At 60.7% G+C, this 26,159-nt stretch carries 28 protein-coding genes, 1 tRNA gene and 1 other RNA gene; 15 read left to right on the forward strand and 15 right to left on the reverse strand.

Going from position 1 to position 26,159, the window contains the following annotated elements:
- Nucleotides 1–94: 94 nt before the first annotated feature.
- The 8 genes from PG887_RS13150 to mepA all read right to left on the reverse strand — a co-directional run bounded on the left by PG887_RS13150 (nucleotide 95) and on the right by mepA (nucleotide 5,671).
- Nucleotides 95–970 (reverse strand): flagellar motor protein MotB, encoded by an 876-nt coding sequence (locus tag PG887_RS13150; protein ID WP_041211562.1) that lies wholly within the window; start codon nucleotides 968–970, stop codon nucleotides 95–97.
- Complete coding sequence (locus PG887_RS13155) at nucleotides 948–1,706, reverse strand: flagellar motor protein (protein WP_039038709.1); 759 nt, start codon at nucleotides 1,704–1,706, stop codon at nucleotides 948–950. The genes PG887_RS13150 and PG887_RS13155 overlap by 23 nt, the downstream gene beginning before the upstream one ends.
- A gap of 662 nt (nucleotides 1,707–2,368) precedes the next feature.
- Nucleotides 2,369–2,497: non-coding RNA, RtT sRNA (locus PG887_RS13160), on the reverse strand.
- A 55-nt stretch (nucleotides 2,498–2,552) separates the two neighbouring features.
- Nucleotides 2,553–2,640 (reverse strand) — tRNA-Ser (locus tag PG887_RS13165).
- 268 nt (nucleotides 2,641–2,908) lie between these two features.
- Entirely contained in the window at nucleotides 2,909–3,526 is a 618-nt protein-coding gene (locus PG887_RS13170; RefSeq protein WP_201969222.1) for a TPM domain-containing protein, read from the reverse strand.
- A 22-nt stretch (nucleotides 3,527–3,548) separates the two neighbouring features.
- Nucleotides 3,549–4,283, reverse strand: coding sequence for a TPM domain-containing protein (locus PG887_RS13175; RefSeq protein ID WP_041211561.1), 735 nt, complete (start codon nucleotides 4,281–4,283; stop codon nucleotides 3,549–3,551).
- Nucleotides 4,280–4,885, reverse strand: a complete 606-nt coding sequence (locus PG887_RS13180; RefSeq protein WP_010675022.1) for a LemA family protein — start codon at nucleotides 4,883–4,885, stop codon at nucleotides 4,280–4,282. The genes PG887_RS13175 and PG887_RS13180 overlap by 4 nt, the downstream gene beginning before the upstream one ends.
- Before the next feature lie 42 nt (nucleotides 4,886–4,927).
- A complete protein-coding gene (gene mepA, locus PG887_RS13185; RefSeq protein ID WP_270821906.1) occupies nucleotides 4,928–5,671 on the reverse strand; it encodes a penicillin-insensitive murein endopeptidase in 744 nt (247 codons plus the stop codon).
- Nucleotides 5,672–5,845: 174 nt separating this feature from the next.
- Here mepA and PG887_RS13190 point away from each other — a divergent pair, with 174 nt between their 5' ends.
- Both PG887_RS13190 and PG887_RS13195 read left to right on the forward strand, forming a co-directional pair.
- Nucleotides 5,846–6,388 carry a hypothetical protein gene (locus tag PG887_RS13190; protein ID WP_045524448.1) on the forward strand — a complete coding sequence of 181 codons (543 nt, stop codon included), beginning with the start codon at nucleotides 5,846–5,848 and terminating at the stop codon, nucleotides 6,386–6,388.
- A 212-nt stretch (nucleotides 6,389–6,600) separates the two neighbouring features.
- The gene (locus PG887_RS13195) at nucleotides 6,601–6,879 is read left to right on the forward strand and encodes an RNA recognition motif domain-containing protein (protein WP_029314670.1); all 279 of its coding nucleotides are present in this window, start codon (nucleotides 6,601–6,603) and stop codon (nucleotides 6,877–6,879) included.
- A gap of 69 nt (nucleotides 6,880–6,948) precedes the next feature.
- Here the strand turns inward: PG887_RS13195 and PG887_RS13200 are convergent, their stop codons facing one another.
- Complete coding sequence (locus tag PG887_RS13200) at nucleotides 6,949–7,848, reverse strand: aldo/keto reductase (RefSeq protein WP_104454290.1); 900 nt, start codon at nucleotides 7,846–7,848, stop codon at nucleotides 6,949–6,951.
- Between the two features lie 166 nt (nucleotides 7,849–8,014).
- Between PG887_RS13200 and PG887_RS13205 the strand changes: the two genes are divergently transcribed.
- The 3 genes from PG887_RS13205 (at nucleotide 8,015) to ltaE (ending at nucleotide 10,308) form a co-directional block, all read left to right on the forward strand.
- Nucleotides 8,015–8,422 carry a transcriptional regulator gene (locus tag PG887_RS13205; RefSeq protein ID WP_039038703.1) on the forward strand — a complete coding sequence of 136 codons (408 nt, stop codon included), beginning with the start codon at nucleotides 8,015–8,017 and terminating at the stop codon, nucleotides 8,420–8,422.
- Between the two features lie 75 nt (nucleotides 8,423–8,497).
- A complete protein-coding gene (locus PG887_RS13210; protein WP_104454288.1) occupies nucleotides 8,498–9,205 on the forward strand; it encodes a short-chain dehydrogenase in 708 nt (235 codons plus the stop codon).
- A gap of 86 nt (nucleotides 9,206–9,291) precedes the next feature.
- Complete coding sequence (gene ltaE, locus PG887_RS13215; RefSeq protein ID WP_042016636.1) at nucleotides 9,292–10,308, forward strand: low-specificity L-threonine aldolase; 1,017 nt, start codon at nucleotides 9,292–9,294, stop codon at nucleotides 10,306–10,308.
- Nucleotides 10,309–10,371: 63 nt separating this feature from the next.
- On the opposite strand, the gene PG887_RS13220 is transcribed toward ltaE, so the two are convergent.
- The 4 genes from PG887_RS13220 to PG887_RS13235 all read right to left on the reverse strand — a co-directional run bounded on the left by PG887_RS13220 (nucleotide 10,372) and on the right by PG887_RS13235 (nucleotide 13,634).
- Nucleotides 10,372–10,803, reverse strand: coding sequence for a PAS domain-containing protein (locus tag PG887_RS13220; protein WP_039038700.1), 432 nt, complete (start codon nucleotides 10,801–10,803; stop codon nucleotides 10,372–10,374).
- 32 nt (nucleotides 10,804–10,835) lie between these two features.
- Entirely contained in the window at nucleotides 10,836–11,858 is a 1,023-nt protein-coding gene (locus tag PG887_RS13225) for a response regulator (RefSeq protein ID WP_041211557.1), read from the reverse strand.
- A gap of 46 nt (nucleotides 11,859–11,904) precedes the next feature.
- Nucleotides 11,905–12,849: a LysR family transcriptional regulator gene (locus PG887_RS13230; RefSeq protein WP_113978772.1), complete on the reverse strand. Its 945-nt coding sequence runs from the start codon at nucleotides 12,847–12,849 to the stop codon at nucleotides 11,905–11,907.
- 83 nt (nucleotides 12,850–12,932) lie between these two features.
- The gene (locus PG887_RS13235) at nucleotides 12,933–13,634 is read right to left on the reverse strand and encodes a DUF2982 domain-containing protein (RefSeq protein ID WP_069785135.1); all 702 of its coding nucleotides are present in this window, start codon (nucleotides 13,632–13,634) and stop codon (nucleotides 12,933–12,935) included.
- Between the two features lie 169 nt (nucleotides 13,635–13,803).
- Here PG887_RS13235 and PG887_RS13240 point away from each other — a divergent pair, with 169 nt between their 5' ends.
- The 5 genes from PG887_RS13240 to PG887_RS13260 all read left to right on the forward strand — a co-directional run bounded on the left by PG887_RS13240 (nucleotide 13,804) and on the right by PG887_RS13260 (nucleotide 19,720).
- Nucleotides 13,804–15,744 (forward strand): putative bifunctional diguanylate cyclase/phosphodiesterase, encoded by a 1,941-nt coding sequence (locus PG887_RS13240; protein ID WP_039038812.1) that lies wholly within the window; start codon nucleotides 13,804–13,806, stop codon nucleotides 15,742–15,744.
- A gap of 154 nt (nucleotides 15,745–15,898) precedes the next feature.
- The gene (locus tag PG887_RS13245) at nucleotides 15,899–17,461 is read left to right on the forward strand and encodes an AbgT family transporter (RefSeq protein ID WP_270821907.1); all 1,563 of its coding nucleotides are present in this window, start codon (nucleotides 15,899–15,901) and stop codon (nucleotides 17,459–17,461) included.
- A gap of 67 nt (nucleotides 17,462–17,528) precedes the next feature.
- Entirely contained in the window at nucleotides 17,529–18,254 is a 726-nt protein-coding gene (nfsA, locus tag PG887_RS13250; RefSeq protein ID WP_270821909.1) for an oxygen-insensitive NADPH nitroreductase, read from the forward strand.
- A 153-nt stretch (nucleotides 18,255–18,407) separates the two neighbouring features.
- The gene (locus tag PG887_RS13255) at nucleotides 18,408–19,172 is read left to right on the forward strand and encodes a hypothetical protein (RefSeq protein ID WP_010675007.1); all 765 of its coding nucleotides are present in this window, start codon (nucleotides 18,408–18,410) and stop codon (nucleotides 19,170–19,172) included.
- Nucleotides 19,166–19,720, forward strand: a complete 555-nt coding sequence (locus tag PG887_RS13260) for a VOC family protein (RefSeq protein ID WP_069651375.1) — start codon at nucleotides 19,166–19,168, stop codon at nucleotides 19,718–19,720. Before PG887_RS13255 ends, PG887_RS13260 begins: the two co-directional genes overlap by 7 nt.
- Here PG887_RS13260 and PG887_RS13265 read toward each other — a convergent pair.
- The gene (locus PG887_RS13265; protein ID WP_069651374.1) at nucleotides 19,705–20,958 is read right to left on the reverse strand and encodes an MFS transporter; all 1,254 of its coding nucleotides are present in this window, start codon (nucleotides 20,956–20,958) and stop codon (nucleotides 19,705–19,707) included. The two genes, PG887_RS13260 and PG887_RS13265, sit on opposite strands and share 16 nt — an antisense overlap.
- 93 nt (nucleotides 20,959–21,051) lie before the next feature.
- Here PG887_RS13265 and PG887_RS13270 point away from each other — a divergent pair, with 93 nt between their 5' ends.
- On the forward strand, nucleotides 21,052–21,954 hold the full coding sequence (locus PG887_RS13270; RefSeq protein WP_270821911.1) for a LysR family transcriptional regulator: 903 nt from the start codon (nucleotides 21,052–21,054) through the stop codon (nucleotides 21,952–21,954).
- Between the two features lie 66 nt (nucleotides 21,955–22,020).
- On the opposite strand, the gene ribA is transcribed toward PG887_RS13270, so the two are convergent.
- Nucleotides 22,021–22,614 (reverse strand): GTP cyclohydrolase II, encoded by a 594-nt coding sequence (gene ribA, locus PG887_RS13275; protein ID WP_042863969.1) that lies wholly within the window; start codon nucleotides 22,612–22,614, stop codon nucleotides 22,021–22,023.
- A gap of 263 nt (nucleotides 22,615–22,877) precedes the next feature.
- On the opposite strand from ribA, the gene cmk reads away from it, so the two are divergent.
- The 4 genes from cmk to PG887_RS13295 all read left to right on the forward strand — a co-directional run bounded on the left by cmk (nucleotide 22,878) and on the right by PG887_RS13295 (nucleotide 26,152).
- The gene (cmk, locus tag PG887_RS13280) at nucleotides 22,878–23,570 is read left to right on the forward strand and encodes a (d)CMP kinase (protein WP_042016625.1); all 693 of its coding nucleotides are present in this window, start codon (nucleotides 22,878–22,880) and stop codon (nucleotides 23,568–23,570) included.
- 93 nt (nucleotides 23,571–23,663) lie between these two features.
- Nucleotides 23,664–25,334 carry a 30S ribosomal protein S1 gene (gene rpsA / locus PG887_RS13285; RefSeq protein ID WP_010675001.1) on the forward strand — a complete coding sequence of 557 codons (1,671 nt, stop codon included), beginning with the start codon at nucleotides 23,664–23,666 and terminating at the stop codon, nucleotides 25,332–25,334.
- Between the two features lie 92 nt (nucleotides 25,335–25,426).
- Nucleotides 25,427–25,711 carry an integration host factor subunit beta gene (gene ihfB / locus PG887_RS13290; protein ID WP_005299934.1) on the forward strand — a complete coding sequence of 95 codons (285 nt, stop codon included), beginning with the start codon at nucleotides 25,427–25,429 and terminating at the stop codon, nucleotides 25,709–25,711.
- A 156-nt stretch (nucleotides 25,712–25,867) separates the two neighbouring features.
- The gene (locus tag PG887_RS13295) at nucleotides 25,868–26,152 is read left to right on the forward strand and encodes a LapA family protein (protein ID WP_010675000.1); all 285 of its coding nucleotides are present in this window, start codon (nucleotides 25,868–25,870) and stop codon (nucleotides 26,150–26,152) included.
- The last annotated feature ends 7 nt before the right edge of the window (nucleotides 26,153–26,159 follow it).

Genomic DNA, 26,159 nt, shown 5'->3' on the forward strand with positions numbered 1-26,159 from the left:
CCGGAACCAGTGATTGGTTCCGGATTGTCCTACAGCAGAAGGATCGGTCAATGGATCCTTAACTGATCAGCATTGCCGCATGGCGGGGTCTGTTTCAGGGTTGGAGAACGGGGAGGCTCTGCTCTGCCGCCTTGCCCTGGGAGAGCACGATCTCCACCCGGCGGTTGGCCTGGCGGTGAGCCGTGGTATCGTTTGGATAACGGGGTTGGGTATCCGCCACCCCCTGGGCGATCAGCCGTCGTGAATCCAGCTTGGGGTTGGTCAGCAGGGTGTGGGTGATGGTGGCCGCCCGCAGCACCGACAGCTCCCAGTTGTTGCGATAGAGCTCCACCGGCGCCTGGGAGTTGTCGGTGTGACCGGTGACCACCACCATGCCGGGGATGTCCGCCAGCACGTCCGAGACCTTGTTGACCAGCGGAATGAACTGGGGCTGCAAGAAGGCGGAGTCGGCGGGGAACAAGGTCTTTTCGCCGATGCGGATGACTAGCTGGCTGCCAAGCTGCTCCACCTCGATCTCTTTGGACTCGATTTGGCTCTTGAGCTGCTGATCCAGCTTCTGCTTGGTGACCGTGACCCAATCCTGCTCCTTGGTTTTGTGGGGCCAGGACTCCGTGGCCGTAGGTTTCTCCGAGGAGCCGATGGTCTCGTTGAAAGGGTCGGCCGCCGCTGCGGGCGTCTGGGTATCCAGCACCTGCTCTTTCTGGGAGGTATTGGGGGTGGTCTTGGACTCGGGTTCCAGTATGCCTGTGCCCCCCTGCATCACGGGGGAGCCGGCGGGAAGGGAAACCAGCCCTATCTTGCCAAGAGATTCGATAAAGCCCTGAATGAGCACGCGAGTCTCCGACTGCTTGGCCATGGCGAAGGAGTAGAGCACCACGAACAGGGCGAACAGCAGTGTCATGAAGTCGGCGTAGGAGACCAGCCAGCGTTCGTGGTTCTCCGGCGCCTCAGCCTTTTTCTTTTTCGCCACTGTGGCCTCCGAGGTAAGGCTCAAGGGTCACTTGCAGCCGTTGCTGTGACTCGCCGTCCACGATGCAGAGGATGCCGGTGAGGGTCATCTCCTTGTAGTGGCGGATCTGGTGGGCAAACGACTTGTAGCGGTTGCCGAAGGGCAGGAAGATGAGGTTGGCGGCCGACACCCCGTAGATGGTGGCGATAAAGGCTACCGCGATGGCGCCCCCCAGCTTGTCGGGGGCATCCAGCAGACCCATGGCGTGAATGAGGCCAAATACGGCCCCGACGATCCCCATGGTCGGGCAGTAGCCCCCCATGGCCTCGTAGAATTTGACGGTCTGTTCGATATCTTCCTGCTCGAACTCGATCTCGTTTTCCAGTACCTCGTGAATCTTGGTCTTCTCGTAGCCATCGACCATCATCTGTACCCCTTTTTGCAGGAAGGGATCCTTGATGTCGTCGATCATGCCCTCCAGTGCCAGCATGCCGCTGCGCCGTGCATTGCCCGCCAGGGTTTCAAGCAGTTGGGCCTGCTCCAGCATGTCGAGGCGCAGGGGTGTGATGAGCCACTTGAAGCGCTTGAGGGTTTTACCAACCACGGAGAAGGGAAACTGGGTCAGTGCGGCACCGACGGTACCGCCGATCACGATGAGAAAGGCGGGCAGATCGAGCAGGGCGCTGGGGTGCCCCCCTTCTATCATGTTGCCACCCAGAATGGCTGCCAGGGCCAGCAGCAAGCCAATAAGACTCATTTGTCCATATCCCTATGCGATGTGTGAGGCTAGTGTAGCCATTTAACTATCAGTTTTTCAAAACGATATCCAATCGGTGAGCAATATCCGAGAAGTTGCACAGACCCGGTATTGTCCGGTGGCATCGGCCTGTGCCGCCTGATCTGCAGAGCAGGTTGACGGTGCCGGCATGGCAGGACGAGGCAGGTATCCTGGTGATAACGCAACATATTGCGCTGTTTTTGAGAGGCTATTGGTCATCTTTATCGTCAATTTATCTTTGCTTGGCGTAATGTGCTATCAACGAGAAAGGGCTGGCTGCCCTCGGGGCATATCCCCTGTCGACAGAGAGCAGAGAGCAGAGAGGCGGAAGGGATGGGATTGGCTGGGCGGCACTCGGCCAGGTATCGCGGCAAACCGTTTTTTCTGGCCCCGCCGATGACGGGTTTCTCCTGCCAGGGGGTTGGCAGACGCCTTGAAGCAAAAAACCGACCCTGAGGTCGGTTCTTCAATCTGTACGCTGGGTCGGGATTGACTCGCGCCATCCCTGGCGCTCGCCCTGCGGGCGGCCTCTGGCCGTCCAGTCGGGCTATCCTGCCCGCCTGTCGACAGGGTTTGAACCGAGCCGCCATCATCGGATGAAGTAAAAGGCCCCGTCTTGCGACGGGGCCTTTTACTTTATTTGGCGGTGAGGGAGGGATGATTCACCACTGCGTGGCTCACCCCTTCGGGGCGGCCTGCGGTCGTTCATCGCAGCAAGCTGCTCTGCTCGAACCCGACGAGGCTTCTCACCTTCTCTCCATCGGCATCGGATGTTGCCATGTCACCAGATGCAAAAAACCGACCCTGAGGTCGGTTTTTACAATTTGGCGGTGAGGGAGGGATTCGAACCCTCGATACGTTGCCGTATACACACTTTCCAGGCGTGCTCCTTCAGCCACTCGGACACCTCACCAAATTTTTACTGCTTGAAGTGGCTTTCTGAGCATGCTGCGCATGCATCCTTTTGCCGACTTCGTCGGTGGGCAGCCTCTCGGATACCTCACCAAATTCTGGCCTGTGATTTAACGTGTTCAGCCAACACGTGTCCGCTGCGCCGTTGCGCTGGAACGGGGCGTAATTTAGGGGAAAGGGCTGCCTGGGTCAACCACTTTTCCCCTTATTTTTCATAATCTTTATCGAGTGCCTATCCCTTGAACAGAATGCCGGTTTTTTAAGCCCGTTCAGGGCTTGTCGAGAATGATCAGGCTGTCAGGCAGCTCGTTCTGATCCCGGGTGGCGGGGAAGGCGTCGGTCAGAATGGCGCTGGTGCGCTCCACGCACTCCAGGAACCCCTGCTCGACCTCCTTGTTGCGTACCCGAACCACGAAGTCGTCGATGATCTGCTGCCACTGGGAGTTGTCGATGTGCTGGGCGATCCCGTCGTCTACCAGGATCTCCACATAGTGTTCCGCCACCGAGACGAAGATGAGCACCCCGAGCCGGTCCCGGGTGCGGTGAAGTCCCTGCTCGACAAACTGCAGACGGGCCATCAGGGCGGCCCGGTGACGGCGTACCTTGTTGGGGATGAGCCGCATCTTGATGGGCGTCCAGTGGAACAGCAGGCTCAGCAGCAACCAGACCGACCACTGCACCAGCAGGATCTCGTACCAGCCAAGCCAGAAGCCGAGCTGGAAGACCAGCAGAGGGGTGAGCATGGCGAGCAGGGCGGCCCACAGGGTCGGGATATAGCGATAGCCATCGCTGGCCGGGGCCAGCACGGTGACCAGTTCGGCATCCGTGGCCTGCTCGGCCTGTCGAACCCTGGCCTGCAAGGTGTGGAAAAACTGTTTCGAAATCATCTTGTTGTCTCTTTTTCCCTGATTACCAACCGCCAGATGCACCGCCGCCGCCAAAGCTGCCGCCGCCACCACTGAAACCGCCACCACCACCGCCAGTGCGGCCGCCAAAGGAGCCGGCACCGAATCCACCGGCCATGTAGGCGGCCCGGCGACGTCCTCCCGGCCCACCGCCGCCGCCGCGCAGGTTGTGCAGCACGATCATCGCAATCACCACCAGGATGAAGAGCCAGGGACCTCCCTGCTTGTCGGCCTTGCTGGTGTTGTCCACGGGCTGATACTCCCCGGCCAGGGCCTGCATGATGCCCTGGCTGCCGGCGAGGATGCCAGCCACCATGTCACCGCGCTTGAAGGCGGGCAGGATCCGGGTCTGGATGATATTGGCGGCGATGGCGTCGGGCAGGGCACCTTCCAGGCCATAGCCCACCTCGATGCGCACCTTGCGCTCGTCCTGGGCGATGATCAGCAGAACGCCGTTGTTCTTGCCTTTTTGGCCGATGCCCCAGTGGCGACCGAGCTGGTAGCCGTACTCTTCGATGGTATCCCCCGCCAGCGTGTCGATGGAGACCACCACCAGCTGGACGCCGCTGCGCTTCTCGAAGACGGCCAGTTGCTGTGCGAGCTGGTGGGCCTGCTTGCGGGACATCAAATTGGCCTCGTCCACCACCCGCCCGGTCAGGGCCGGGAAATCGGGGGCGGCATGCAGTGCCGTGGCACAGAGCAGCAGACAGAGCGCCAGCCAGCGTCTCATCACGTTCATTGGAAGCTGACCTTGGGCGCCTCATCGGCACCGGGTTTGGCGCTGAAGGTGGGTTTGGCTTCCAGATCGGAGTAGAGCAGCTTGGACCAGATGACCCCGGGGAAGGTACGGATCTCGGTATTGAACTGGCGTACTGCCTCGATGTAATCCCGTCTGGCCACCGCGATGCGATTCTCGGTGCCTTCCAGCTGGGCCTGCAGGGTCAGGAACTGCTGATCGGCCTTCAGATCCGGGTAGCGCTCGACCACTACCATCAGCCGGGAGAGGGCGCTGGAGAGCTGCTCCTGCGCCGCCTCGAACGCCTTGAGCTGGGAGGGGTCACTCACCTGCACGCTGCCGACTCGGGCACGGGCATCGGTGACCGCCTTGAGGGTCTCCTGCTCGTGGCTGGCGTACCCCTTGACGGTGGCCACCAGGTTGGGAATGAGATCGGCCCTGCGCTGGTACTGGTTCTCGACCTGTCCCCAGCTCGCCTTGACCTGCTCATCCAGGGTCGGAATGGTGTTCATGCCGCAGCCGGTCAAACCCAGCAGCAGGGTCAGGGTCAGCAGGGCACGGGTACCACGCTGCCAGAGTGAAGTGGCCATCTTGTTGTTCTCCATTGATATTTCTCTCGGAAATAGGTTCACCATAACAGCTTGTGGTCAGCCCTCACAACGCCTGGGTAAGAGGGGGGCGCGGTAGCTCATCGACACCTTGGGCAACTGGGGTTTGTCCTTGAGCCAGGAGGCCAGCTCCTCCCCACAGCCATTGCCGGGGGGAATGGGAGCCTGGGGCTGGCAGTCCGGACTGTTTGCCGGGCAGCGCAGGCGCACGTGAAAGTGGCTGAAGTGGCCGACCCAGGGGCGCAGCTTGCCGACCCAGGCTTCACCTGGTGCCTGTTTGCACACCTCGGCCTTGATGACGGGGTTGACGAAGATGCGTGCCACCTCGGGGCGATCAGCCGCAAGGCGCAGCAGATTGAGCTGCCTGGGACCGAATCGGCCGGGTAGCATCCGGTAGCTGGGTTCGTCGATCAGCGCCCACTCCCTGGGGGCATCCTGCTCCCAGCGGCTGATGGGTCTGTCAGCCATCCTGAACCAGATGTCGGCATCCAGGCCGGTCTGGTGGCTGCGATGACCTGAGGTAAAGGGCCCCCCGTGCATCATGGCGAGGTCGGCGATATAGAGATCCGGCATGCCGGCCAGTCTGGTCTGGTTGGTCAGATGCTGCAGGTAATGGATGAGGTCGGGGTGACCGTAATAGCGCAGCCGTTTGGTGCGGATCACCTGATAACCAGGGCCTTCGAGGGGCAGGGCCACGGCATTTTTCAGGCAGCCGGCGGAGTAGCCGCCGATGGCCTCGGCATAGAGTGTGCTCGCGGACAAGAGCAGGGCGGTGGCGAACATGGGACTCCCGGGATGGCGCCCAGTGCGGGCTCAGACAGCCCCAAGCATACCAAGAGTGGCCGCTGGCCGTCATCCGTGTCGCGGTGGCGGTTGCATCGCGGCGCGTCGCTCGCGCACAATGCGCGGCAACGCAGCGACGGCAAGGCCGTTCGCATCACAGAAGGAGAAGAGAAGATGAGAGTCAGTGAGCTGGCAGCGCAAGAGAACGTGAGCTGGCTGATGCCCCCGGCCCGGCGGTTTTACGGGGTCATGATCTGCCTGTTGCTGGCGAGTCTTGCCACTGTGGTGGCCGCCCTCTGGCTGGGATATCCCGACATGGGCCTGCTGCCCTGGGTCGGGGTGGTCTTTGGCGGCATCGTGCTGGTGATGATGGTGTTGCCGCGCAACTGGCAGCGCTGGCGTCTGGCGGAGCTTGCCTGGGATGAACGCCATCTCTATCTGCTCAATGGTGGCGAAGACCGGGCGTTGGCGCTGCCCAGAGCCGTGCTGGTGGGCATGGAGCGGGATCGCAAGGTGGGACACGATGGTCAGTGGCTCGATTTCAGCCTGGATCTCGGGCTGGATGAGGTGACCCTGGCGACGGCCACCAGCCTGCTCGGGTTGTCCCGGGAAGGGACTCACGAAGTGGCCCCCGGGGTCTATCGATTCGGGTTCAAACGTGCCTGGCATGGGCGTCGTGCCCTCGGCACATTGCTGGCCGAGCTGCACCCGGCCTGACTATTTTCTCGACAATTCATCCCAATGCTCAGATACTGCCTCTGATTCGATTTGATCTTTCCTGCTCCGATAGCCCAAGAGATCAAGGACTTGGGATACGAAGCTGGAAGTGCCATGGCATGATGCCGTGGCTGGTCCGGCAGGGGGGTTGTGCCCTTACTCCCAGGTCGGTGGATGCATAGATAAGGCACCTTGAATCGAGAGTGGATGGCATGAAGATTTACGTAGGTAATCTGTCGTACCGGATGACGGCCGACGAACTGACAACCGTGTTCAGCCAATTTGGGCAGGTAGACAAGGTCGATATCATCATCGACCGCGATACCGGTCAGTCCAAGGGGTTTGGTTTCATTGAAATGCCGGTCAATGGTGAGGCCGAGAAGGCCATCGCCGAGTTGCACGGCACCGAGGTCGGCGGCCGCACCATCACGGTCAATCAGGCCAAACCGAAGACGGATGCACCCCGTGGTCGCCCCCAGCGCCATCGTTGAATCGTCTCGATAACGGAAAACGGCATGGAATCCTCCATGCCGTTTTTGTTTTCAGGGTCTGATGCAGACTCAGGGAACGTCATAACCCAGAGCGGCCTTGCGGATGCGGAACCACTGCTGGCGAGTGAGCTCAATGGACTCGGCTGCCACGGCGGCGGTGATCCGCTCCCGTTTGCCGGAGCCGATGAGGGGCAGCGGCTGACTCGGCAGCATCATCACCCAGGCGTAGACCACCTGCTCCAGACAGTCGGCGCCCACCTCCTGGCGGATCTGCTCGAGTTCCGACCGCAGCGGGGCATAGTCGGGGGCATGGAACAGCCGCCCGCCGCCAAGGCAGGACCAGGCCATGGGCTTGATGCGCAGTTGCTGGCATTGATCCAGGGCTCCATCCAGCGTCCCCTCCTGATGGAGTGGGGAGATCTCCAGCTGGTTGGTGACCAGAGGGAAGGGCAGGCGGGATTGCAGCAGGGCGAACTGGTGGGGCGTGAAGTTGGAGACCCCGGCGTGCTTGATCTTGCCTGCCTGCTTGAGGGTGATGAAGGCGTCGGCCACCTCGTCGGCGTTCATCAGGGGGTCGGGGCGATGGATCAGCAACAGATCCAGGTGATCGGTGCCGAGTTTTTGCAAGGAGGCTTCGGCACTGGCGACGATGTGTCCCTTGCCGGTGTTGTAGTGATTCAGGGCGTGGGCCGGATTGGCGGTGAGGGCGATGCCGCACTTGCTGACGATCTCCATGCGATCGCGCAGGGAGGGCTCCAGGCGCAGGGCATGGCCGAAGGCCTCCTCGCACTGGTAGCCACCGTAGATGTCGGCGTGATCGATGGTGGTGACCCCGAGATCAAGGTGATATTTCATCAGGTCCAGCAGGGCGGCGGGGGAGAGCTGCCACTCCATCAGGCGCCAGTAGCCCATGATGAGACGGGAGAAGGTGGGGCCTTGCTCGTGCAGGGCCAGACGGGATACGGACATGGTGACTCCTCTGGACATAAAAATGCGAAAAGAAAGGGGCAAAATCATGTGCCAGCATCTTGGTCTCTTCCGGCGGACAAGGCAATAATGCCCCCTTCGCGAATTCGAACTATGGTTCTGACTCCGACGGGTCAAGATCCCGGTGTCAGTGAGAGGAGAAGGGGTGATGGAAGGATTTGCCGCCAGGCTGCAAAGCCTGATCGGGGAGGGGAGTGTGAGCGCCTTTGCCCGCAAGGTGGGGTTGAGTGAAGCCCTGATCCGCAAGTATCTGAAAGGGGCCGAGCCCGGCCTTGGCAAGGCGAACCAGATTGCCATGGGGGCCAACTGCTCGCTGGAGTGGCTCGCCACCGGTTGCGGGTATCTCTATCGTCAGGCCGAGGTGGTGGACAGGGACGCGCTGGCGGCGGCGGGGGCGCTGGTGCAGGAGACCCGTCCGGGAAAGCCCATGCCGGACGAGGAGCAACTGGTGACCCTGCTCGCCTATTACCAGTTCCTGCGCAGCCACAAGCAGGCGGACGGTTTTCTGGACCTGGCCCGGGCGCGGGAGTTTGGGCGCCATCTGGCCGAGGCCTGAGCCTGACGGGGGCTCCCGGCAGTCCGCCATTCTTCTGATACCCTCTAAGCAGTGATCAAATCCAAGGACACGCAGATGAGCTATCTGATCCTGGGCAGTGGCGGGTTGGGCAGTGCGCTGGCACGGGAGCTGGCCAGACGGGGCGAAGAGTGGTTGCTGGCGGGCAGGCAACTGCCCAGGGGGCTGGATCCCGCCTGCTACTTTCCGCTGCAGGAGGTGGACTCGCTCTCTTTTGAGGCCCTCTTCACCCTCTATGACAGCACCACCCTGCCGACGGTGGTGATCAACACCATAGGCCTGCTCCATGATCTTGCCCACATGCCGGAGCGGCGGGTGGAGGAGGTGACCCCCCAATGGCTCGAAGAGAGTCTGCTGGCCAATGCCTGGCCCCACCTGGCCCTTGGTGCCAATCTGAGCCGGCGCATGATACCCCAGAGCACGCTCTGGCTCTGCACCCTCTCGGATCGGGCGGGATGCCTGGAGGAGGGGGGCCAGGAGGCCATGTGCCATTACAGCTACCGCATGAGCAAGGCCGCCCTCAACATGGGATCCCGGATCCTGGCGGGTGAGTGGGCCGGACGTTTTCCCGGCGCCGGTGTCATCACCGTGCATCCCGGCCTCATGAATACCCCCATGCAGCAACCTTTTCTTCAGGAGATGGATCCCGCCCTGCTGCAGGATCCCGCCGAGGTCGCCGTCCGCCTGCTGGATCTGATGGCCACACTGACGCCCGCGCACTCGGGCCGTTTCGTGGATCTGCAGGGTCAGTCGCTGCCCTGGTGAGCCGCCGGGCTCACATTCCCGCTTGCCGTTTCTTGCCAGCCGGGTGTCGGCTGGTTAATGTCATCGTCCTGCATCAGGAGGATGACATGCGCTATATCGATTTACGAAGTGATACCGTGACCCAACCCACGGAAGCCATGCGCCAGAGCATGCTGCATGCCGAGGTGGGAGACGATGTCTATGGGGAAGATCCCAGCATCAATGCGCTGGAGCGCCGCGGCGCCGAACTGCTTGGCAAGGAGGCGGCCCTGTTCGTGCCCTCCGGCACCATGTCCAACCTGCTGGCCATGATGAGTCACTGCCAGCGTGGGGAAGGGGCCGTGCTGGGGGCGGCCTCCCACATCTATCGCTATGAGGCTCAGGGCTCTGCCGTGCTGGGCTCGGTGGCCCTGCAATCCGTCCCCATGCAGGCGGACGGCACCCTGGCCATCGAGGATGTGCGGGGGGCCATCGCTCCCGATGATCCCCATTTCGTCCAGACGCGCCTCGTCTGCCTGGAAAATACCCATAACGGCAAGGTGCTGCCATTGACCTACCTGCGCGCCATGCGCGAATTCGTCGACGAGAAGGGGCTGAAGCTTCACCTGGACGGGGCTCGCCTCTTCAATGCGGTGGTGGCGAGCGGGGAACCGGTGGCCGCCATCGCGGCGCCTTTTGACAGCATCTCCGTCTGCCTCTCCAAGGGACTGGGAGCACCGGTGGGTTCCCTGCTGGTGGGATCGGCTGCGTTCATCGCCCGCGCCAGACGGCTGCGCAAGATGCTGGGGGGCGGCATGCGCCAGGGAGGGATCCTGGCCCAGGCCGCCCTGTTCGCGCTGGATCAGCACGTTGCCCGGCTGGCGGATGATCATCGCCGCGCCAGGCGTCTGGCAGAGGGGCTGGCCGCCTTGCCAGGCATCGCACTCAACTTGGGGGAGGTGCAGACCAACATGGTATTCCTGCGCCTGACCCAGGGAGATCCCGCCACCTTGCTGGGTTTCATGAAGGAGCGCGGTATTCTCTTCTCCGGCTACGGGGAGCTCAGGCTGGTGACCCACCTGCAGATCACCGACGATGACATCGACGAGGTGATCGACGCCTTCACCGAGTACCTGAGTGGCTGACGCCATTCCCCATCGCAACAACAAGGGCGCCATCGGGCGCCCTTGTTGTCATGGCAGGGTCGGTCATCCCTGGCGCTGGCCGGTGATCAGCATGGCCTCGTCGGTGGCGTCATAGATCATGATGGCCAGGTGGGTGACCTCTCCGGCGAAGTCGGCCAGCGGCACCAGGGTCAGGTTCTGGTACATGTAGGGGGCCGATCCCGTGATGGGGCGGTAGTTGGAGAAGCGCAACAGGTAGGGGCGCTGCTCCCAGGTGCTGAAGGCACGGTTGTTGAGCTTGAACACCATGTTGGCCTTGCGCTCGAACCAGGCCTTGTCCACATCGGGGAAGAGCGAGAACAGCCCTTGATCGCGCACCTCGCCTGCCAACCGGCCGCTGTGACTCTCCATGAAGCCGTTCCACACCTGGATCCGGTACTCCCTGTCGAGCACGACCAGCCCCACGTCCAGATTCTGGACGATGTTCATCAGCCAATGAAATTCCCGAATGTCCATGGTCACTCCTGGTGGTTGCTGCCGCGGGACGGTCAGAGCATGTGCATGATCTTGTTGTTCATGGTGGCGATGGAATCTTCGGTAAACAGCAGCAAGAGATCGCACTGCACCGCATAGCCCTGCACCCGATAGTTGATCTCGATGGCCAGAGTGCGGCGCCAGCGGCTCTGGTTGGTCCGAATGAGATCCTGAATGGGCCTGTGCTGGCCCAGCACCACGGGGTGACCCTGGCTAAAAGGGGTGTCGAGCTGGTTGGCGTAGCCGCGCAGGAAGGCGCCGATCAGCACGTTGGCGGTGTCCATTAGCAGTTCCAGCTCGGCGCCGTGATCCAGCTCCCCCTGATGGTTCATCAGGCGGGCCAGGTCCTGGAAGCTGGCATCGTGGAACAGCAGCAGGGCCTCCCCGGCGATCCCGGCCCCGATGAAGCCTTGACAGACCGCAGAGAGCGTCTCCGACTCGGCGGCGGCCGAGAGCGCCATGTGCAGCTCGGAGACCTCCAGCACGTTGACGTTGGGGATGGGGAGCAGCACGAAGGCGCCGAGCAGGCGGGCCAGCAGATCCGCCCCCTGGCCCATGGCGACGTTGGCCAGCTCCTGATAGACATCCCGCAGCTCGGGGGTGAACTGGATGCTGCTCTGGGCAGCCTGGTGGCTGGCGACGGGCTGGGGCTGGATGGCCGTCACCTGGGTGGCCGATTGCCACAGTCCGTGGCGCTTGAGCAAGGCAAGGAGGGTGTCCGGGGAGGCCGGCTTCTTGATGAAATCGAGGGCGCCAAGGGCCATGACACGCTCATGGGCTTCCGGCTGGATGTCGCCGGAGACCACGATCACCTTGCTGCGCACCCCCTCTCGCTTGAGGGTCTCGAGCACGCCATAACCGTCCATCTCCGGCATGGTGAGATCGAGAAAGATCAGGTCCCCGTGCCCCATCAGGATCTGCTCGACCCCTTCCAGTCCGTCCGCGGCCTGGTGCAAGGTGACACCCCAATCGGCGGGCAGGGCGCGCACCAGCTGTTTGCGCGCGAACCCGGAGTCATCACATATCAATACATTCATAGTGTTAGCCGACCTGTGCAACGAGGATTGCGCTAAGTGTGGGTCATCAGCCGTCAGATGCAACGGGCAGCGGCTGCGCCGGTGAAAATTGATCGTTCTGCTGGCGGGTACGATAGCGCTCAGAGTGCTTCTCGACGAAATCGGCGAACATCTTAACACGCAACGGGGTGAACCGGGGCTGGCAATGGAGCATGTAGAAGGGACGTTTTCCTGACTGCCAGTCCGGCAGGACGGGGACGAGCTGACCATCTTGCAGGAAGGGGTGCACATAGTGCTGCGGGGCGTTGACGATGCCGAGGTGGCGCTGGGCTGCCCGCACGGCGGCCTGGGTCTGGTCGATGCAAAGGCGGGGAGTGCGCTTGATGCAGATCGTCTGTTCGTCCCGCCCGCTCAGTTGCCAGTGCTGGTGGGGCCAGCAGTAGATGAGATCGTGCTCTTCCAGCTGGGTCGGGTGGGAGGGCACACCCATCTTCTCCAGATAGAGGGGGGAGGCGAACAGACCGTACTGGATGTGACCCAGACAGAGGGCGTTGGGCAGGGTCTGGGGGAGCTCGCCGTTGAAAAAGACCAGGTCCCTGTCCTGATCTGCCTGGAGGGCATGGTCGTTGGACTGGCGGATGTCGAATTGTACCCCGGGATAGCGCAGGCCGAAGTCCACCAGCATGTCGACCAGGATGGTGTTGGAGAGGGCGATGGGGGCCGCGAGGCGGATGAGGCCGCTGATGTCCGTCTCCTCACCCCGAATTTCGCCGGTGGCCTGCTCTATTTCCGCAAGGGGGGTACAGAGGCGCTCGTAATAGCGCAGCCCTTCGTCCGTGAGACGCAGCTTGCGGGTGGATCTGTGCAGCAGGCTGCATCCGAGCTGCTCTTCCAGTTGGGAGATACGTCGACTGATGGTGCCGGTCGGCATGCCCAGCGCAGCGGCGGCGTGGGAGAAACCGCCCTCTTGCACCACCTTGACGAACAGATAGAACTCTTCGATGTACTTCATAAGCGGTTTTAGGGGGTGTTCTGGCTGTAACAAGCCAGTGACCTTATGAAGAGTCACCGGGCTTGGCAAGCGCAATCCGGCGTTTAATTGATCTGGATTAGATTCGACTCGCGCTGGTATTGCTGGAGCAGATGGACGAAATCTTCAGGGGATCTGTCCAGGCTGTTGTCGGGCACCAGCAGATCGTACCCCAACAGATCACGCAGCCGTGCCATGCGGTTGCCGAGCATGGCGATCACCCCCTCATAGCGCTGGCCGGAGGGTGAGCAGAAGCGGCTCTCCTCCAGCAGTCCCTCTCCCAGGAGCCCACTGCCGCACCCTCCGGTCGGGCAGTCGGGGCGCTCGCTTCGCATGGCCTGCATCAGCACGGCGCGCTGCTCGGTCAGCAGACGGACGGCGAGCCGGGGTGTGATCAGCGTCAAAAAAGCGTCGTAATCCTTTATTTTCAAACCGATGTAGGGCAGCTCCACCAGATCCCACCCCAAATGGATACGTGGTTGGTCAATTCGCTGAATATTTCTCCATTTCAGGATCCAGCCGCCGTACTTGTGATGGTATTGCAGGCAGTCCTGACACAAAGAGAGACTAAAATGAGGCTCACCCAGTTTCCAGACCCCGACAAGAATTGTCATCAGGCCCGCGAGGAGGAGGGAAATGGCGGGGATTAGTAGTTGTTCACGAAGAAAAAAAAGTATAAAAATCATAGCAATGGTTATCACCATGCCCAACAATACCAGTGTGAGTCCATTTCTTCGTACCATGGGGATCACATGTAGCGTTTTCATATGATTTCGGCCTTTTTTCATCCGTTTGTTATCCGATTATGGGCCGGAACGGATTTTGTACCAGCGTGAATGTTCCTGTCAGGGGGCGCAAGCGACTGGTTCGACCATGAGCTTTCAGCATGAATCATCACTCAACATGAATACGCTAGACGAACGCCTGCTCACCGTGATGGATGTCCTCCACACGCCGGTCTGGGTCTATGACATCCAGCGTCATCATATTTACTGGGCCAACGATGCTGCCCTCGGGCTCTGGGAGGCGAGCTCCCTGGCCGAGCTGAAGTCCCGGGATTTCTCCGCCGACATGGCCGCCGCCATCGATCTGCTGCTGCAGCGTTATCTCGGCGATTTCCAGCAGGAGCGCAGTTACAACGAGTGGTGGACCCTCTCACCCAAGGGGGTCAAGAAGCAGGTCTATCTGCGTCTTTCCGGAATCCAGCTTGCCGGACGGCAGATGATGATGGCGGAAGCGGTCATCGATGCCGACACCCTCTATCAGGAGTCCTCCCTCGCCACCGGCGACACCCTGGCCTGTCTCTTTGACAACGAGGGGCGCCTCGAGAGCGGCAACCATCACTTCGACATGTGCTTTGGCACCGGCATTCTGACGCTGCCCCAGATCTTCTCCGGTGCGGACGAGGCCTTCTATCGTCGCCTCTCCCGTCTGGACGAAGTGGTGGCTGAAGGGGAGTGTCGCACCCAGAAGGGGATGCGCTGGTTCCAGTACCAGTTTCGCCATATCCAGCAGGGGGCACGGATCCTGCTGACCATGCGGGACATCACGGATCGCAAGCTCGAAGAGCTGGAGCATCGCCACCTGGCCTGGCACGACTCCCTCACCGGGCTGCTCAACCGCTACGGCCTGATGAAATCCCTGGAAGCCTATTGCGGCCTCGGGGGGCGCTTTGCCCTGGTGTTCATGGATCTGGACAACTTCAAGCTGGTCAATGACAACTACGGCCACAAGGCCGGGGATCGCCTGCTGGAGCGGGTCGCCGGACGGCTCAAGCAGATCTGCCCGCGGGATGTGGAGCTGGCGCGCCTTGGCGGGGACGAGTTCACCGCCCTGGTGCCCCTCAACCAGGCGAGCGATCGGGCCCAGGAGGTGGCGGATCTCATGCTCTCCCAGATGAGCAAGCCACTGCAGCTGAGTGGTGTCCCCGAGGTCACCATCGGCGGCAGCATCGGCATCGCCATCTACCCGGACGACGCGGATGACGGCGACAACCTCATCACCCGTGCCGACATGGCCATGTACCAGGCCAAGCAGATGGGGCGGCTTCGCTGGCAGCGCTTCACCCCCAGCATGCAGCAAAGCCTGCATCGCAAGCTGACCCTCAAGCAGTTTCTGGCCAAGGCCGTCGGTCGGGGGGAGCTCAGCCTGCGCTATCAGCCCCAGGTGGATGTGGCGCAAGGTCGGGTCATCGGTTTCGAGGCCCTGGTACGCTGGTACAATCCCGTGCTCGGCCATGTGTCGCCGGCGGAGTTCATTCCGCTGGCCGAAGAGATGGGGCTCATCCGGGAAATTGGAAGCTGGGTGCTTTCCACCGCATTGGCCCAGATGGGGGAGTGGCAGCGACAGGACGGGGTGAGGGTGCCGGTGTCGGTCAATCTCTCGGGCTTCCAGCTCTCTGCCAGTTTGCCGGAGCTGGTGGCCCAACTGCTCGAGGCATTCTCGGTGGAGGCGGCACTGCTGACCCTGGAGCTGACCGAGACGGTGCTGATGCTCGACATGAAGGGGTGCATCGAGATCCTCGACGCCCTGAGCGAGCAGGGGATCAAGATCGCCATCGACGACTTCGGGACGGGCTACTCGTCGCTTGCCTACCTCAACCGGTTGCCCATCGACACCATCAAGCTGGACCGCTCCTTCGTGGTGGGGCTCAACCTGCCGGTGATCCGGGCGACGGTGGCCATGGCCACCAGTCTGGGGCTCGGGATCCTGGCGGAAGGGGTGGAGGAGGAGCACGAGCTCGCGGCCCTGCAGACCCAGGGTTGCCATGTCTTCCAGGGATTTCTGTTCAGCCGTCCCATGACACCGGAAGAGGTGGCGGCGGCGGGGTTCGCAGTACAGTGCCGGCTGGGCCGCTATCCCCTCGCAAACCATTGAGAAAGTTGTCGATAAATGTGCGGCATCTCCCATTTATGAAGTGCGAGATGCCAAATTAAACATAATTAATCGAATTTTTGTCTCATATCATGGGATCCATTAGACGTTATCGCTAGTATGCGCGCTCATTCCTTGGTAATGGAGTATCACCATAATGAGTCAAGCTGCAGTGAACGAGCGTCCGGCCCCTCCCAACGGCTGGTTGAACCGCTTTCTGAACGGGGTGGAGAAGGCGGGCAACAAGCTGCCGGATCCCGCCATGCTCTTCCTCTATGCCTTGCTGATCGTCTGGGTCGGCTCCTGGATAGGCTCCCAGTTCTCCTTCGATCTGGTCAATCCCCGCACCGGAGAGGCCGTGGTCATCAACAACCTGTTGACCGGGGCAGGGCTGGCGGACTTTCTCGCCAGCATGGTCACCACGTTCACCGGGTTTGCTCCCCTTGGCATCGTGCTGGTGGCCATGCTGGGGGTCGGGGTGGCTGAACAGTCCGGTTTCATCAACACCGGGCTCAAGAAGCTGCTCAAGGTGACGCCGGCGCGCTTTCTGACCCCCATGCTGATTCTGGTGGCCATCGTCAGCCATACCGCCGCCGATGCCGGCTATGTGCTGGTGATCCCCATTGGCGGCATCATCTTCCATGCAGCGGGTCGCCACCCGCTGGCGGGGATTGCCGCAGCCTTTGCCGGGGTTTCCGGCGGGTTTGCCGCCAACTTCCTGCCCTCCGGCGGGGATGCGCTGCTTCAGGGTTTCACCCAGTCTGCAGCCCAGTTGTTCGACCCTGACTACATGGTCAACACCCTGTGCAATATCATCTTCACCGGCGCTTCTTCCTTGCTGATCATCTGCGTGGGCTGGTTTGTCACCGAGAGGATTGTCGAGCCGCGCCTCAAGCAGGTGCCTCTCAACGAGGATCTGGAGAACGCCGACGAGATGGGTCGTTACAGCGCCCAGGAGAGCCGGGCCTTCAACTGGGCCGGGTTCGCCATGCTGGCGGCCGTGGTGCTGCTGGGGCTGGCGCTGGCCCCCGGCGACTCGCCGATGCGGGCACCGGACGGTTCCCTCACCACCTTCGCCGCACCGGTGATGAAGTCCATCGTGCCCCTCATTTTCCTGCTCTTCATCCTGCCCGGGATCGTCTATGGCTTTGTCGCCGGCAGCTTCAAGAGCGGCAAGGATGTGATCGACGCCATGTCGGCCACCATGAACAAGATGGGCTCCTACATGGTGATGGCCTTCTTCTGCGCCCTCTTCATCAAGGCGTTCGGGGATTCCAACCTCGGTACCCTGCTGGCGCTCTCCGGTGCCGAGGTGCTTCACGCCCTGGCGCTCCCGGGAGAGGTGACCATCGTCGGCATCATACTGCTGACGGCCACCGTCAACCTGGTGGTGGGCTCGGCCTCCGCCAAGTGGGCCCTCATCAGCCCCATCCTGGTGCCCATGCTGATGGCGGTGGGGATCTCGCCCGAGCTGACTCAGGCCGCGTATCGGGTGGGGGATTCCGCCTCCAACATCATCACCCCGCTGATGGTCTTCTTCCCCCTGGTGGTGGTTTATTGCCAACAGTATGTGAAGAGCACAGGCATCGGCACCCTGGTCTCCATGATGTTGCCTTACTCCCTGGCCTTCCTGGTGAGCTGGACGGGCTTCCTGCTGCTCTACTGGGCGCTGGGGTTCCCGCTTGGGTTGCGGGCCCCCTATGTCTATCCTGCCCCTTGAGGGTGACGGGGGGCCTTGGGCCCCCCGCTTTTTTTGGGTAGAGTGTGACCTTCATCCCGGAGGTACCATGAACCCGACCATCGATCTCATTCTTTCCCATCGCTCCATTCGCCAGTTCACCCCAGAGCCCGTCAGCGCAGAGCAACTGGATCAGATCCTGAGCGCCGCCCAGAGCGCCGCGAGCTCCAGCTTCCTCCAGGCCAACAGCATCATCCGGGTCACCGACAAGGGGCTGCGGGTCACCCTGGCGGAGCTGGCCGGCCATCAGGCCTATGTGGTCGAGGCGGCGGAGTTTCTGGTGTTTTGTGCCGACTACCATCGTCACAGCCAGATAGTGCCGGAGGCCCGCACCGGCTTTGTGGAGCAACTCATGATCGGGGCCATCGACGGCGCCCTGATGGCGCAAAATGCCTTACTGGCGGCCCAGTCACTTGGGCTGGGCGGGGTCTATATCGGCGGCATTCGCAACAATCCGGCCGAGGTGAGCGAGGTGCTGGGTCTGCCCCATCAGGTGATCCCGCTGTTTGGCCTCTGCCTGGGCCATCCCACCCAGCGGCCGGAGCAAAAACCGCGGCTGCCCCGGGCGCTGGTGGTGCACGAGAACCGCTATCCTGCCACCCTGGACCGCACCCTGCTGGCCCGGTATGACGGGCAGATCCACGACTACTACCAGGCCCGCAGCAGCAACAACAAGGATCAGACCTGGAGCGGACAGATCAGGGGGATCCTGGGCAAGGAGGCGAGGCCCTTCATGCTGGGATTCCTGCAGTCGAAGGGTTTTTGCCTCAAGTAATGGGGGCGGTGGGCGATATGGAGCATGACGCACCGGATGCGGTCACCGCCTGCGAGCGTTCTTGTGAGGCAATACGGGATCTGGGCGCTACCCTATGAGGCTAAGCTGTTGTAGGATCTCGCAATTGGATTGGGACTGGAGTGTGAACACCCTATGATTTTAACCCTGATATTGCTGTCAATCGGCGCACTCCTGTTTCTGGTCATCGCCTATAACGTGGTGCAGCAATACAAGCAGAAGGCCGAATCGGACAAGCGCCAGGCCATTGCCCGTCACAAGGCGGTGGCAGACGAGACCGAAGAGGTGTTGTTGAACGTCAACCTGGTGCCCTTTTCCAAAAACATGGTGCTGCTGTTGCAACACCGGATCCTGGATGCCTACCGCGCCATCGCGCTGGTGATGCCCAATGCGCAGGTCAAGCAGCGTATCGCCGATGTCCAGCTCCAGATCAAGAACGTGCAGGAGAACTACAGCAGCCAGGACGAGGGGCATTTCAAGACGCCGGAGTCCGACCGCCAGGCCATCCAGATGCTGCAACTGGCCAAGAAGATGCGGGCCGTGCTGCGGGTAGAGCACAACAAGGGCAAGATAGATCCCCAGGGCTTTGCCCAGGAGGATCGCCGCCTCGAGCTGATGCAGCTCAAGATCAACATCGCCAACCTGCTCAAGCGTGCCATGGATGCCCAGATCCAGGGGCAGTACGGCACCTGCCGCCAGCTCTATACCAAGGGGCTGGGGGCGCTGGCCAATGTCACCGACAAGGATCCCTACCTGCTGGCGCGGGAAGAGGACATGCGTCAGGGGATGCGCCAGCTGGAAGAACATCTGCAGCAGCACAGCGAGAAGGAGCTGCAAAACATCAAGGACAAAGAGACGGACGAACTGGACGTCCTGTTCCAACCCAAGAAGAAATGGTGATCATGTCACATCCCCTGGATTCCACACTGGGGCCCATGGCCCCATTTGTTTGCCAACTGCTCACGGAAATGCATGCCGTCATGGGAGTCAATGACTCCCCCGTGGTGGATCACCTCTGCTACCGCGCCGCCACCCTGCCGGAATATCTGGAGTTGAAAGCGGTGCTGGCCGCCCACGGAGTCTTGCTGGTGGAGGGGATGATAGGCGGTCGTCCCATCGCCACCTATCGCTTGCACCAGCCCGTCTGCTGGGAGCAGGTGACCGTCCCCTGCATCGAACTGGCCGCCCCCAAGGCGGGCCGAAGCCATCAGGCCGGGCTCGAACATATCGAGCTGGTAGTGCCCTCGCTCACGGCCTTGGTGGCGACGCATCCCGATGTGCCCTTCAAGACTGGCAACATCGATGACGGACGCAATCCGGATATAGGATTGATGCTGCCCTCTGGGCAGATCAAGTTTCATCTGCGCTCGCTTGACGAGGTGATAGACGAAGAGCTCTGCACCGGCGCCGTGGTGCCGGTACCGGCGGACTATTATGACGGTCTGTGAGGGGAGGGCCCGTTGACGGGAGCCTGACCCTGTGGCGTCAACGCACAAGCGGGCGCCACACGTCCTTTCAAGTGACCGAGCCAGAGGCTCAACCCCGCGGTGATCATCAACACCAGCTCGATGCCGAGCACCAGACCCCAGAGCCCCCCTTGCTCCCAGAAGGGGTGCAGATAAAGCCCACCCAGACTGGCTCCCAGGTAATACCCCACCAGATAGAGCGACGAGGCGAGCGCCCGGTTGTGCTCCACGTGCTGGCCGACCCAGGCGCTGGCACAGGCGTGGGCGAGGAAGAAGCCAAAGCTCGAGACAAGCAATCCCCCGATGATGGCGACAAGGCTCCCCTGCAACAGGGCCAGGCTGCCGAGTGCCATCAAGGTTATTCCCGCCAGCAGCAGACGTTGTGCTCCCCAGCGATGGGCCCCGCGGCCGCTCAGTGAAGAGGCGACGGTACCGGTGAGGTAGGTCAGAAACAGCATGCCGAGCCACTGGGTCGGCAGGGAGAAGGGGGCCTTGGCCAGCAGGAAGGTGAGATAGCTGTACTGGTTCAGGAAGACCATGAAGTTGAGGCCGCCGATGAGATAGGCCCCCACCAGCAAGGGGTTGCCAAGGTGGCTCTGGATGGCACGGCGCAGTTGCCCAGGCGCTGCCTCCACGGCCACGAAGCAGCGCTGGGCGGGCAGCAGCCAGATGACCAGTGGCAGCAGGGCGAGGCTGATGATCCCGATACCGAGGAAAGTGTGCTGCCAGTCACCAAACCAGCCAGCCAGCAGACCGCCGACCACCCGGCCCGCGATGCCCCCCAGGGAGTTGGCTGCGATATAGACGCCGACGGCTACGATGAGGGCACGTTTGCTGAACTCTTCCCCCATGTAGGCAATGGCGGTGGCGGGCAGCCCTGCCAGCAGGACGCCTTGCAGGATGCGCAGGCTCACCAGCACATCAAAGTGGGTGACCCAGGGGATGCACAGGGAGAGCAGGATGGCGGCCGCCAGGGTCCACAGCATGATCCGCCGCCGTCCGAACCGATCAGCCAGACGGGCACAGACGAGCAGGGAGCCTGCAAGCCCTGCGGTGCAGCCTGCCAGCGTCCAGCTGGCGGACAGGGCGCTGACCGAGAAAACCTCTGCCAGGAGTGGCAGCAGGGGATGGGTCTGGTAGAGATTGAGGAATACCAGGAAGGAGCCCAGGCTGAGGGCCAGGGTGGCGCGTATCCATTCGCGACTGCCTACTTCGATCATATGGAGTTGTCCCGACGACTTTTGTGCAGGGTAGTGCGACGAGACGTATAAATATAATATATTTAAGTTATTACCCTGATAAATGAAATTGATATGGATCTGAAACAGCTCGGATACCTGCTGGCGGTGCGCGATGCCGGCTCCTTCACCAGGGCGGCCCAGGGGCTGAACGTGGCCCAGCCTGCCGTCAGCATGGCCATCGCCAAGCTGGAGCAGCAGCTCGATCTGCGGCTGTTTGACCGGCAGGACCGCAGCGTGCGCCTCACCCCGGAGGGAGAGGTCCTCTGTCGCCACGCCGAACGGCTGCTGCGCCAGATGCACCAGGCCGAGGCCGAGATGGCCGAGCTCAAGGGGCTGGAGCGGGGGGAGGTGCGCATCGGCATCCCCTACATGATGGGATCCTATTACTTCCCGCCAATCCTGATGGCGTTCAAGCATCGCTACCCCGGCTTGAAGATCCGGGTGGAGGAGGCGGGCACCCGGGAGCTGCTCAGCCGCATGGTGGATGGCAGTCTGGATCTCGCCATCCTCATCACCAGCGATCTGCCACCGGCCCTCGAGGGGGCGCAACTGCTGCGGGAAGAGATGCTGATGGTGGTGGGGGAGGAGCACCCGCTGCGCGGCGCTGAGTCGGTCTCGCTGCCACAGTTCTTCGGCCAGGAGCTCGCCATGTTCCGGCGAGGCTTCTACCACAGGGAACACATGGAGGTGTTGGCGCAGGGGCTGGGGGTAGAGCCTGACATCGCGTTCGAAAGCAATCTCATCCCGCTGCTCAAGGCGGTGGTGCGCCAGGGATTCGCCGTGACCACCTTCCTGCGCATGGCGCTGGAAGAGGAGTCGGCCCTCACCGGCATCCCTTTTTCACCCCCCATCTTCCTGGATCTCTGCGTAGCCTGGCGACGGGGGGATCCGCTCTCCATGGCGAACCGGGCATTGCGGGATTTTTTGCTGTCACAAGGGGATGTTTCTCACCATTGCGCTACAGATACTGAATGATTGAGTGGTATCACCAATAAAAATGCCTCCAATCTGGAGGCGTATGCTGACAAGGTGGATGCAACCTTATTTCTTGAACAGGTGATCCAGCTTGTTTGCCTTGGTGGAGAGATAAAACTCGTTGTGGGGATTGCGACCTTCCTGAAGGGGCACGCGCTCCGCCACCGGGATGCCAAAGGATTCCATCGCCTTCAACTTGCGCGGGTTGTTGGTCATCAGGCGCAGGGACTTGACCTCGAGCGCCTTGAGCATGTCGGCACAGATGGTGTAATCGCGCATGTCGGCGGCAAAGCCAAGCGCCACGTTGGCCTCCACGGTATCGGCCCCCTGATCCTGCAGATGATAGGCCCGGATCTTGTTGAGCAAGCCGATGCCTCGCCCTTCCTGACGGACATACAGCAGGACGCCGCGACCCGCCTTGGCGATGTTTTCCAGCGCGGCCTGCAATTGGAAGCCGCAGTCACAACGCAGACTGAACAGGGCATCCCCGGTCAGACACTCGGAATGAATGCGTCCCAGCACGGGTTCGCCGTCTGCGATATCGCCCATCACCAGCGCGGCATGATCCTTGCCCGTGCCGGTTTCCTGAAAACCAACCAGCGTGAAAGTGCCCCAGGGGGTCGGCAACTTGGATTTGGCCACGAGGGTAATGCTGCTCATATGGTTGCTCCTGACTACAGCTGCTTAAAAAAGGGCGGCCAGTTTAGCGCGCATTGTCCGGAACAACCATAAGAACAAAACCTTGCGTGAGAAGTGGGTTAACCCGATTGGTCAGAATAGGTGCAATCACGACGACTTTTGCGCAATTGTGTGCCCTGACAACTGCCAGCGACGGCGCATTCGGGTATAATCGGCGCCCATTAACTCATCCCGACAGGGATGTGTGCAACCAGTCAAGATGCCGAGTGCGCAGGAGAAACGTTATGGCTCAGATGGCCCCCGTGATGACTATTGATGGCCCAAGTGGAGCAGGAAAAGGCACCTTGTGCCAGTTGCTGGCTGAAAAACTGGGCTGGCACCTGCTCGATTCCGGTGCCATCTACCGGGTGCTCTCCCTGGCAGCCCTGCATCACGATGTGGAGCTCGATTCCGAAGCCGCATTGGTTCCCCTGGCCGCCAATCTGGATGTGCAATTCCAGGTAGAAGGGGAGCTGGTCAAGGTGATCCTCGAAGGGGAGGATGTTTCCCGCACCATTCGTACTGAAGAAGTGGGCAACGCGGCCAGCAAAATCGCGGCGTTTCCCCGGGTACGTGAAGCCCTGCTGCGCCGTCAGAGAGCATTTCGCCAAGCCCCCGGTCTCATCGCCGACGGTCGCGACATGGGTACAGTGGTTTTCCCCGAGGCGAATGTGAAGATTTTCCTCGACGCCAGCGCCGAGGAGCGGGCCCAGCGCCGCTATAAGCAGTTGCAAGATAAGGGCTTTGATGTTAACTTTGAGCGTCTTTTAACCGAGATTCGGGAACGTGACGATCGCGACAGAAATCGCGCCGTCGCTCCCCTGAAACCCGCGGAAGATGCTCTTGTTGTAGACTCAACGTCCATGACCATAGATGAAGTGCTGGCAACGGTGCTTGCCTATGCAGAGCAACAACTTGGTGATGTCAGCGCAAACTGATGTCAGTCGTCTGCACCAAGGATGGCGCAGATAATTTAAAACAACCCCGCTTGTGCCGGATTGCAAGTGGATGTTTCATTTGTGACATAAACAATGATCGAATCTTTTGCTCAACTCTTTGAAGAGTCCCTGAACGCCGTTGAAACCCGTCAAGGTTCCATCGTCAAGGGCACTGTCGTTGCTATCGAGAACGGTTTCGTACTGGTTGATGCCGGTCTGAAATCCGAGTCTGCTATCCCGGCTGAAGAATTCAAGAACGCCATGGGCGAGCTGGAAATCAACGTAGGTGACTCCGTTGACGTGGCTCTGGACTCTATCGAAGATGGTTTCGGCGAAACCAAGCTGTCCCGCGAAAAAGCCAAGCGCCACGAAGCCTGGCTGCAGCTTGAAAAAGCTTACGAAGAGCAAGCTACCGTTATCGGTATCATCAACGGCAAGGTCAAGGGTGGTTTCACCGTTGAGCTGAACGGCATCCGTGCCTTCCTGCCGGGTTCTCTGGTTGACGTGCGTCCGATCCGTGACACCGCTCACCTGGAAAACAAAGAACTCGAGTTCAAAGTCATCAAGCTGGACCAGAAGCGCAACAACGTTGTTGTTTCCCGTCGTGCCGTGATCGAGACCGAGAACACCTCCGAGCGTGAAAGCCTGCTGGCCAACCTGCAAGAAGGTCAAGAAGTTAAGGGTATCGTCAAGAACCTGACCGACTACGGTGCATTCGTAGATCTGGGCGGTGTTGACGGCCTGCTGCACATCACCGACATGGCGTGGAAGCGCGTTAAGCATCCTTCCGAAATCGTCAACGTTGGCGACGAGATCGCTGTCAAGGTTCTGAAGTTCGACCGCGAGCGTACCCGTGTATCCCTGGGCCTGAAGCAGCTGGGCGAAGATCCCTGGGTTGCTATCGCCAAGCGTTACCCGGAAACCACCCGTCTGTCTGGCCGCGTGACCAACCTGACCGACTACGGCTGCTTCGTTGAAATCGAAGAAGGCGTGGAAGGCCTGGTACACGTATCCGAGATGGATTGGACCAACAAGAACATCCACCCGTCCAAGGTTGTCAACGTTGGCGACGTGGTTGACGTGATGGTTCTGGACATCGACGAAGAGCGTCGTCGTATCTCCCTGGGTCTGAAGCAGTGCAAATCCAACCCGTGGCAGCTGTTTGCCGAAACTCACGCCAAGGGCGACCGTGTTTCCGGCAAGATAAAGTCCATCACTGACTTCGGTATCTTCATCGGTCTGGATGGCGGCATCGACGGCCTGGTTCACCTGTCTGACATCTCTTGGAACAACCAGGGCGAAGAAGCCGTGCGTGAATTCAAGAAGGGCGACGAAATCGAAGCCGTTGTTCTGCAAGTGGACCCGGAGCGTGAGCGCATCTCCCTGGGCGTCAAGCAGATCGAAGAAGACCCGTTCAATAAGTACCTGTCTGACAACAAGAAAGGTGCTATTGTGAAGGGCAAGGTTACCGAGGTTGATGCCAAGGGTGCCGTGATCGAACTGGCTGACGGCGTAGAAGGCTACCTGCGTGCCTCCGACGCTGCTCGTGACCGCGTAGAAGACGCCACTCTGGTGCTGTCTGTTGGTGACGAAGTTGAAGCCAAATTCATGGGCGTTGATCGCAAGAACCGCACCGTAAGCCTGTCTGTCCGTGCCAAGGACGAGGCTGACGAGCGTGTTGCCATCGACAGCCTGAACCAACAAGAAGAAGTTGTGTTCAGCAATGCCATGATGGAAGCGTTCAAAGCCGCCAAGGGTGAGTAATCCTTGATGCAAGAAAAGGGCGGCATTGCGCCGCCCTTTTTTATCTTGGCAAAATGATTATTGCATGTGATCGGGGAAGGAGATTTAACCTTATGACCAAATCAGATCTCATCGAACAACTGGCAGCCAGCCGCATGCATATGCCGGCCAAGGATGTCGAAGCCGCTATCAAGGAGATCCTTGAGCAGATGGCATCGACCTTGCAAAACGGCGACCGGATTGAAATCCGAGGATTTGGCAGTTTCTCGCTGCACTATCGTGCGCCCCGCGTGGGTCGCAACCCCAAGACCGGGGACAAGGTTGAACTGACCGGGAAATATGTCCCGCACTTCAAACCTGGCAAAGAGTTGCGCGAACGCGTCAACATCATCGAATAATGCAGAAAACGGCATACCTGAGTATGCCTTTTTCATTTTTATGGCCTGGAGTCTGCCCGTTGTCGGGTTTCTCACACTCTTTTCCCATTCGCGCTAGAGTCTGCCTGTGATTTTAAGGATAATCAGTCACTCATTCGCTACAGACAGGGAGCTCCCATGAAGCGTATCTTGGCCCTCATTCCACTGGTGCTGGTGTTTGTCCTGACCCTTGCCATCGGTTCTCAAAATGGTCAGCTGGTGCAGTTCAACTACCTGATTGCCCAGGGGGAGTTCTCGCTCTCCATGTTGCTGGGGTTCTTCTTCGCCGGCGGTTTTCTGCTGGGCTGGCTGGTATTTGGTCTGCTGTTCCTGCGTCTCAAACTGCAAAATCGCACCCTGAACCGAACCATGCGTCGTCAATCTCGCGAGTTGGAGCTTGCCCGGTCGACAACCAAGGAATAATGTCCCT

Source organism: Aeromonas sp. QDB14, assembly GCF_027707845.1.
In the GTDB taxonomy this organism is placed as follows: Bacteria; Pseudomonadota; Gammaproteobacteria; order Enterobacterales; family Aeromonadaceae; genus Aeromonas; species Aeromonas caviae.

Excerpts from the sequence above, each read along its gene's own strand:
- PG887_RS13155 (WP_039038709.1), bottom strand. The coding sequence starts at position 1,706 with ATGAGTCTTATTGGCTTGCTGCTGGCCCTGGCAGCCATTCTGGGTGGC.
- PG887_RS13170 (WP_201969222.1), bottom strand. The coding sequence starts at position 3,526 with ATGATTTCGAAACAGTTTTTCCACACCTTGCAGGCCAGGGTTCGACAG.
- PG887_RS13175 (WP_041211561.1), bottom strand. The coding sequence starts at position 4,283 with ATGAACGTGATGAGACGCTGGCTGGCGCTCTGTCTGCTGCTCTGTGCC.
- PG887_RS13180 (WP_010675022.1), bottom strand. The coding sequence starts at position 4,885 with ATGGAGAACAACAAGATGGCCACTTCACTCTGGCAGCGTGGTACCCGT.
- mepA (WP_270821906.1), bottom strand. The coding sequence starts at position 5,671 with ATGTTCGCCACCGCCCTGCTCTTGTCCGCGAGCACACTCTATGCCGAG.
- PG887_RS13190 (WP_045524448.1), top strand. The coding sequence starts at position 5,846 with ATGAGAGTCAGTGAGCTGGCAGCGCAAGAGAACGTGAGCTGGCTGATG.
- PG887_RS13195 (WP_029314670.1), top strand. The coding sequence starts at position 6,601 with ATGAAGATTTACGTAGGTAATCTGTCGTACCGGATGACGGCCGACGAA.
- PG887_RS13200 (WP_104454290.1), bottom strand. The coding sequence starts at position 7,848 with ATGTCCGTATCCCGTCTGGCCCTGCACGAGCAAGGCCCCACCTTCTCC.
- PG887_RS13205 (WP_039038703.1), top strand. The coding sequence starts at position 8,015 with ATGGAAGGATTTGCCGCCAGGCTGCAAAGCCTGATCGGGGAGGGGAGT.
- PG887_RS13210 (WP_104454288.1), top strand. The coding sequence starts at position 8,498 with ATGAGCTATCTGATCCTGGGCAGTGGCGGGTTGGGCAGTGCGCTGGCA.
- ltaE (WP_042016636.1), top strand. The coding sequence starts at position 9,292 with ATGCGCTATATCGATTTACGAAGTGATACCGTGACCCAACCCACGGAA.
- PG887_RS13220 (WP_039038700.1), bottom strand. The coding sequence starts at position 10,803 with ATGGACATTCGGGAATTTCATTGGCTGATGAACATCGTCCAGAATCTG.
- PG887_RS13225 (WP_041211557.1), bottom strand. The coding sequence starts at position 11,858 with ATGAATGTATTGATATGTGATGACTCCGGGTTCGCGCGCAAACAGCTG.
- PG887_RS13230 (WP_113978772.1), bottom strand. The coding sequence starts at position 12,849 with ATGAAGTACATCGAAGAGTTCTATCTGTTCGTCAAGGTGGTGCAAGAG.
- PG887_RS13235 (WP_069785135.1), bottom strand. The coding sequence starts at position 13,634 with ATGAAAACGCTACATGTGATCCCCATGGTACGAAGAAATGGACTCACA.
- PG887_RS13240 (WP_039038812.1), top strand. The coding sequence starts at position 13,804 with ATGGATGTCCTCCACACGCCGGTCTGGGTCTATGACATCCAGCGTCAT.
- PG887_RS13245 (WP_270821907.1), top strand. The coding sequence starts at position 15,899 with ATGAGTCAAGCTGCAGTGAACGAGCGTCCGGCCCCTCCCAACGGCTGG.
- nfsA (WP_270821909.1), top strand. The coding sequence starts at position 17,529 with ATGAACCCGACCATCGATCTCATTCTTTCCCATCGCTCCATTCGCCAG.
- PG887_RS13255 (WP_010675007.1), top strand. The coding sequence starts at position 18,408 with ATGATTTTAACCCTGATATTGCTGTCAATCGGCGCACTCCTGTTTCTG.
- PG887_RS13260 (WP_069651375.1), top strand. The coding sequence starts at position 19,166 with ATGGTGATCATGTCACATCCCCTGGATTCCACACTGGGGCCCATGGCC.
- PG887_RS13265 (WP_069651374.1), bottom strand. The coding sequence starts at position 20,958 with ATGATCGAAGTAGGCAGTCGCGAATGGATACGCGCCACCCTGGCCCTC.
- PG887_RS13270 (WP_270821911.1), top strand. The coding sequence starts at position 21,052 with ATGGATCTGAAACAGCTCGGATACCTGCTGGCGGTGCGCGATGCCGGC.
- ribA (WP_042863969.1), bottom strand. The coding sequence starts at position 22,614 with ATGAGCAGCATTACCCTCGTGGCCAAATCCAAGTTGCCGACCCCCTGG.
- cmk (WP_042016625.1), top strand. The coding sequence starts at position 22,878 with ATGGCTCAGATGGCCCCCGTGATGACTATTGATGGCCCAAGTGGAGCA.
- rpsA (WP_010675001.1), top strand. The coding sequence starts at position 23,664 with ATGATCGAATCTTTTGCTCAACTCTTTGAAGAGTCCCTGAACGCCGTT.
- ihfB (WP_005299934.1), top strand. The coding sequence starts at position 25,427 with ATGACCAAATCAGATCTCATCGAACAACTGGCAGCCAGCCGCATGCAT.
- PG887_RS13295 (WP_010675000.1), top strand. The coding sequence starts at position 25,868 with ATGAAGCGTATCTTGGCCCTCATTCCACTGGTGCTGGTGTTTGTCCTG.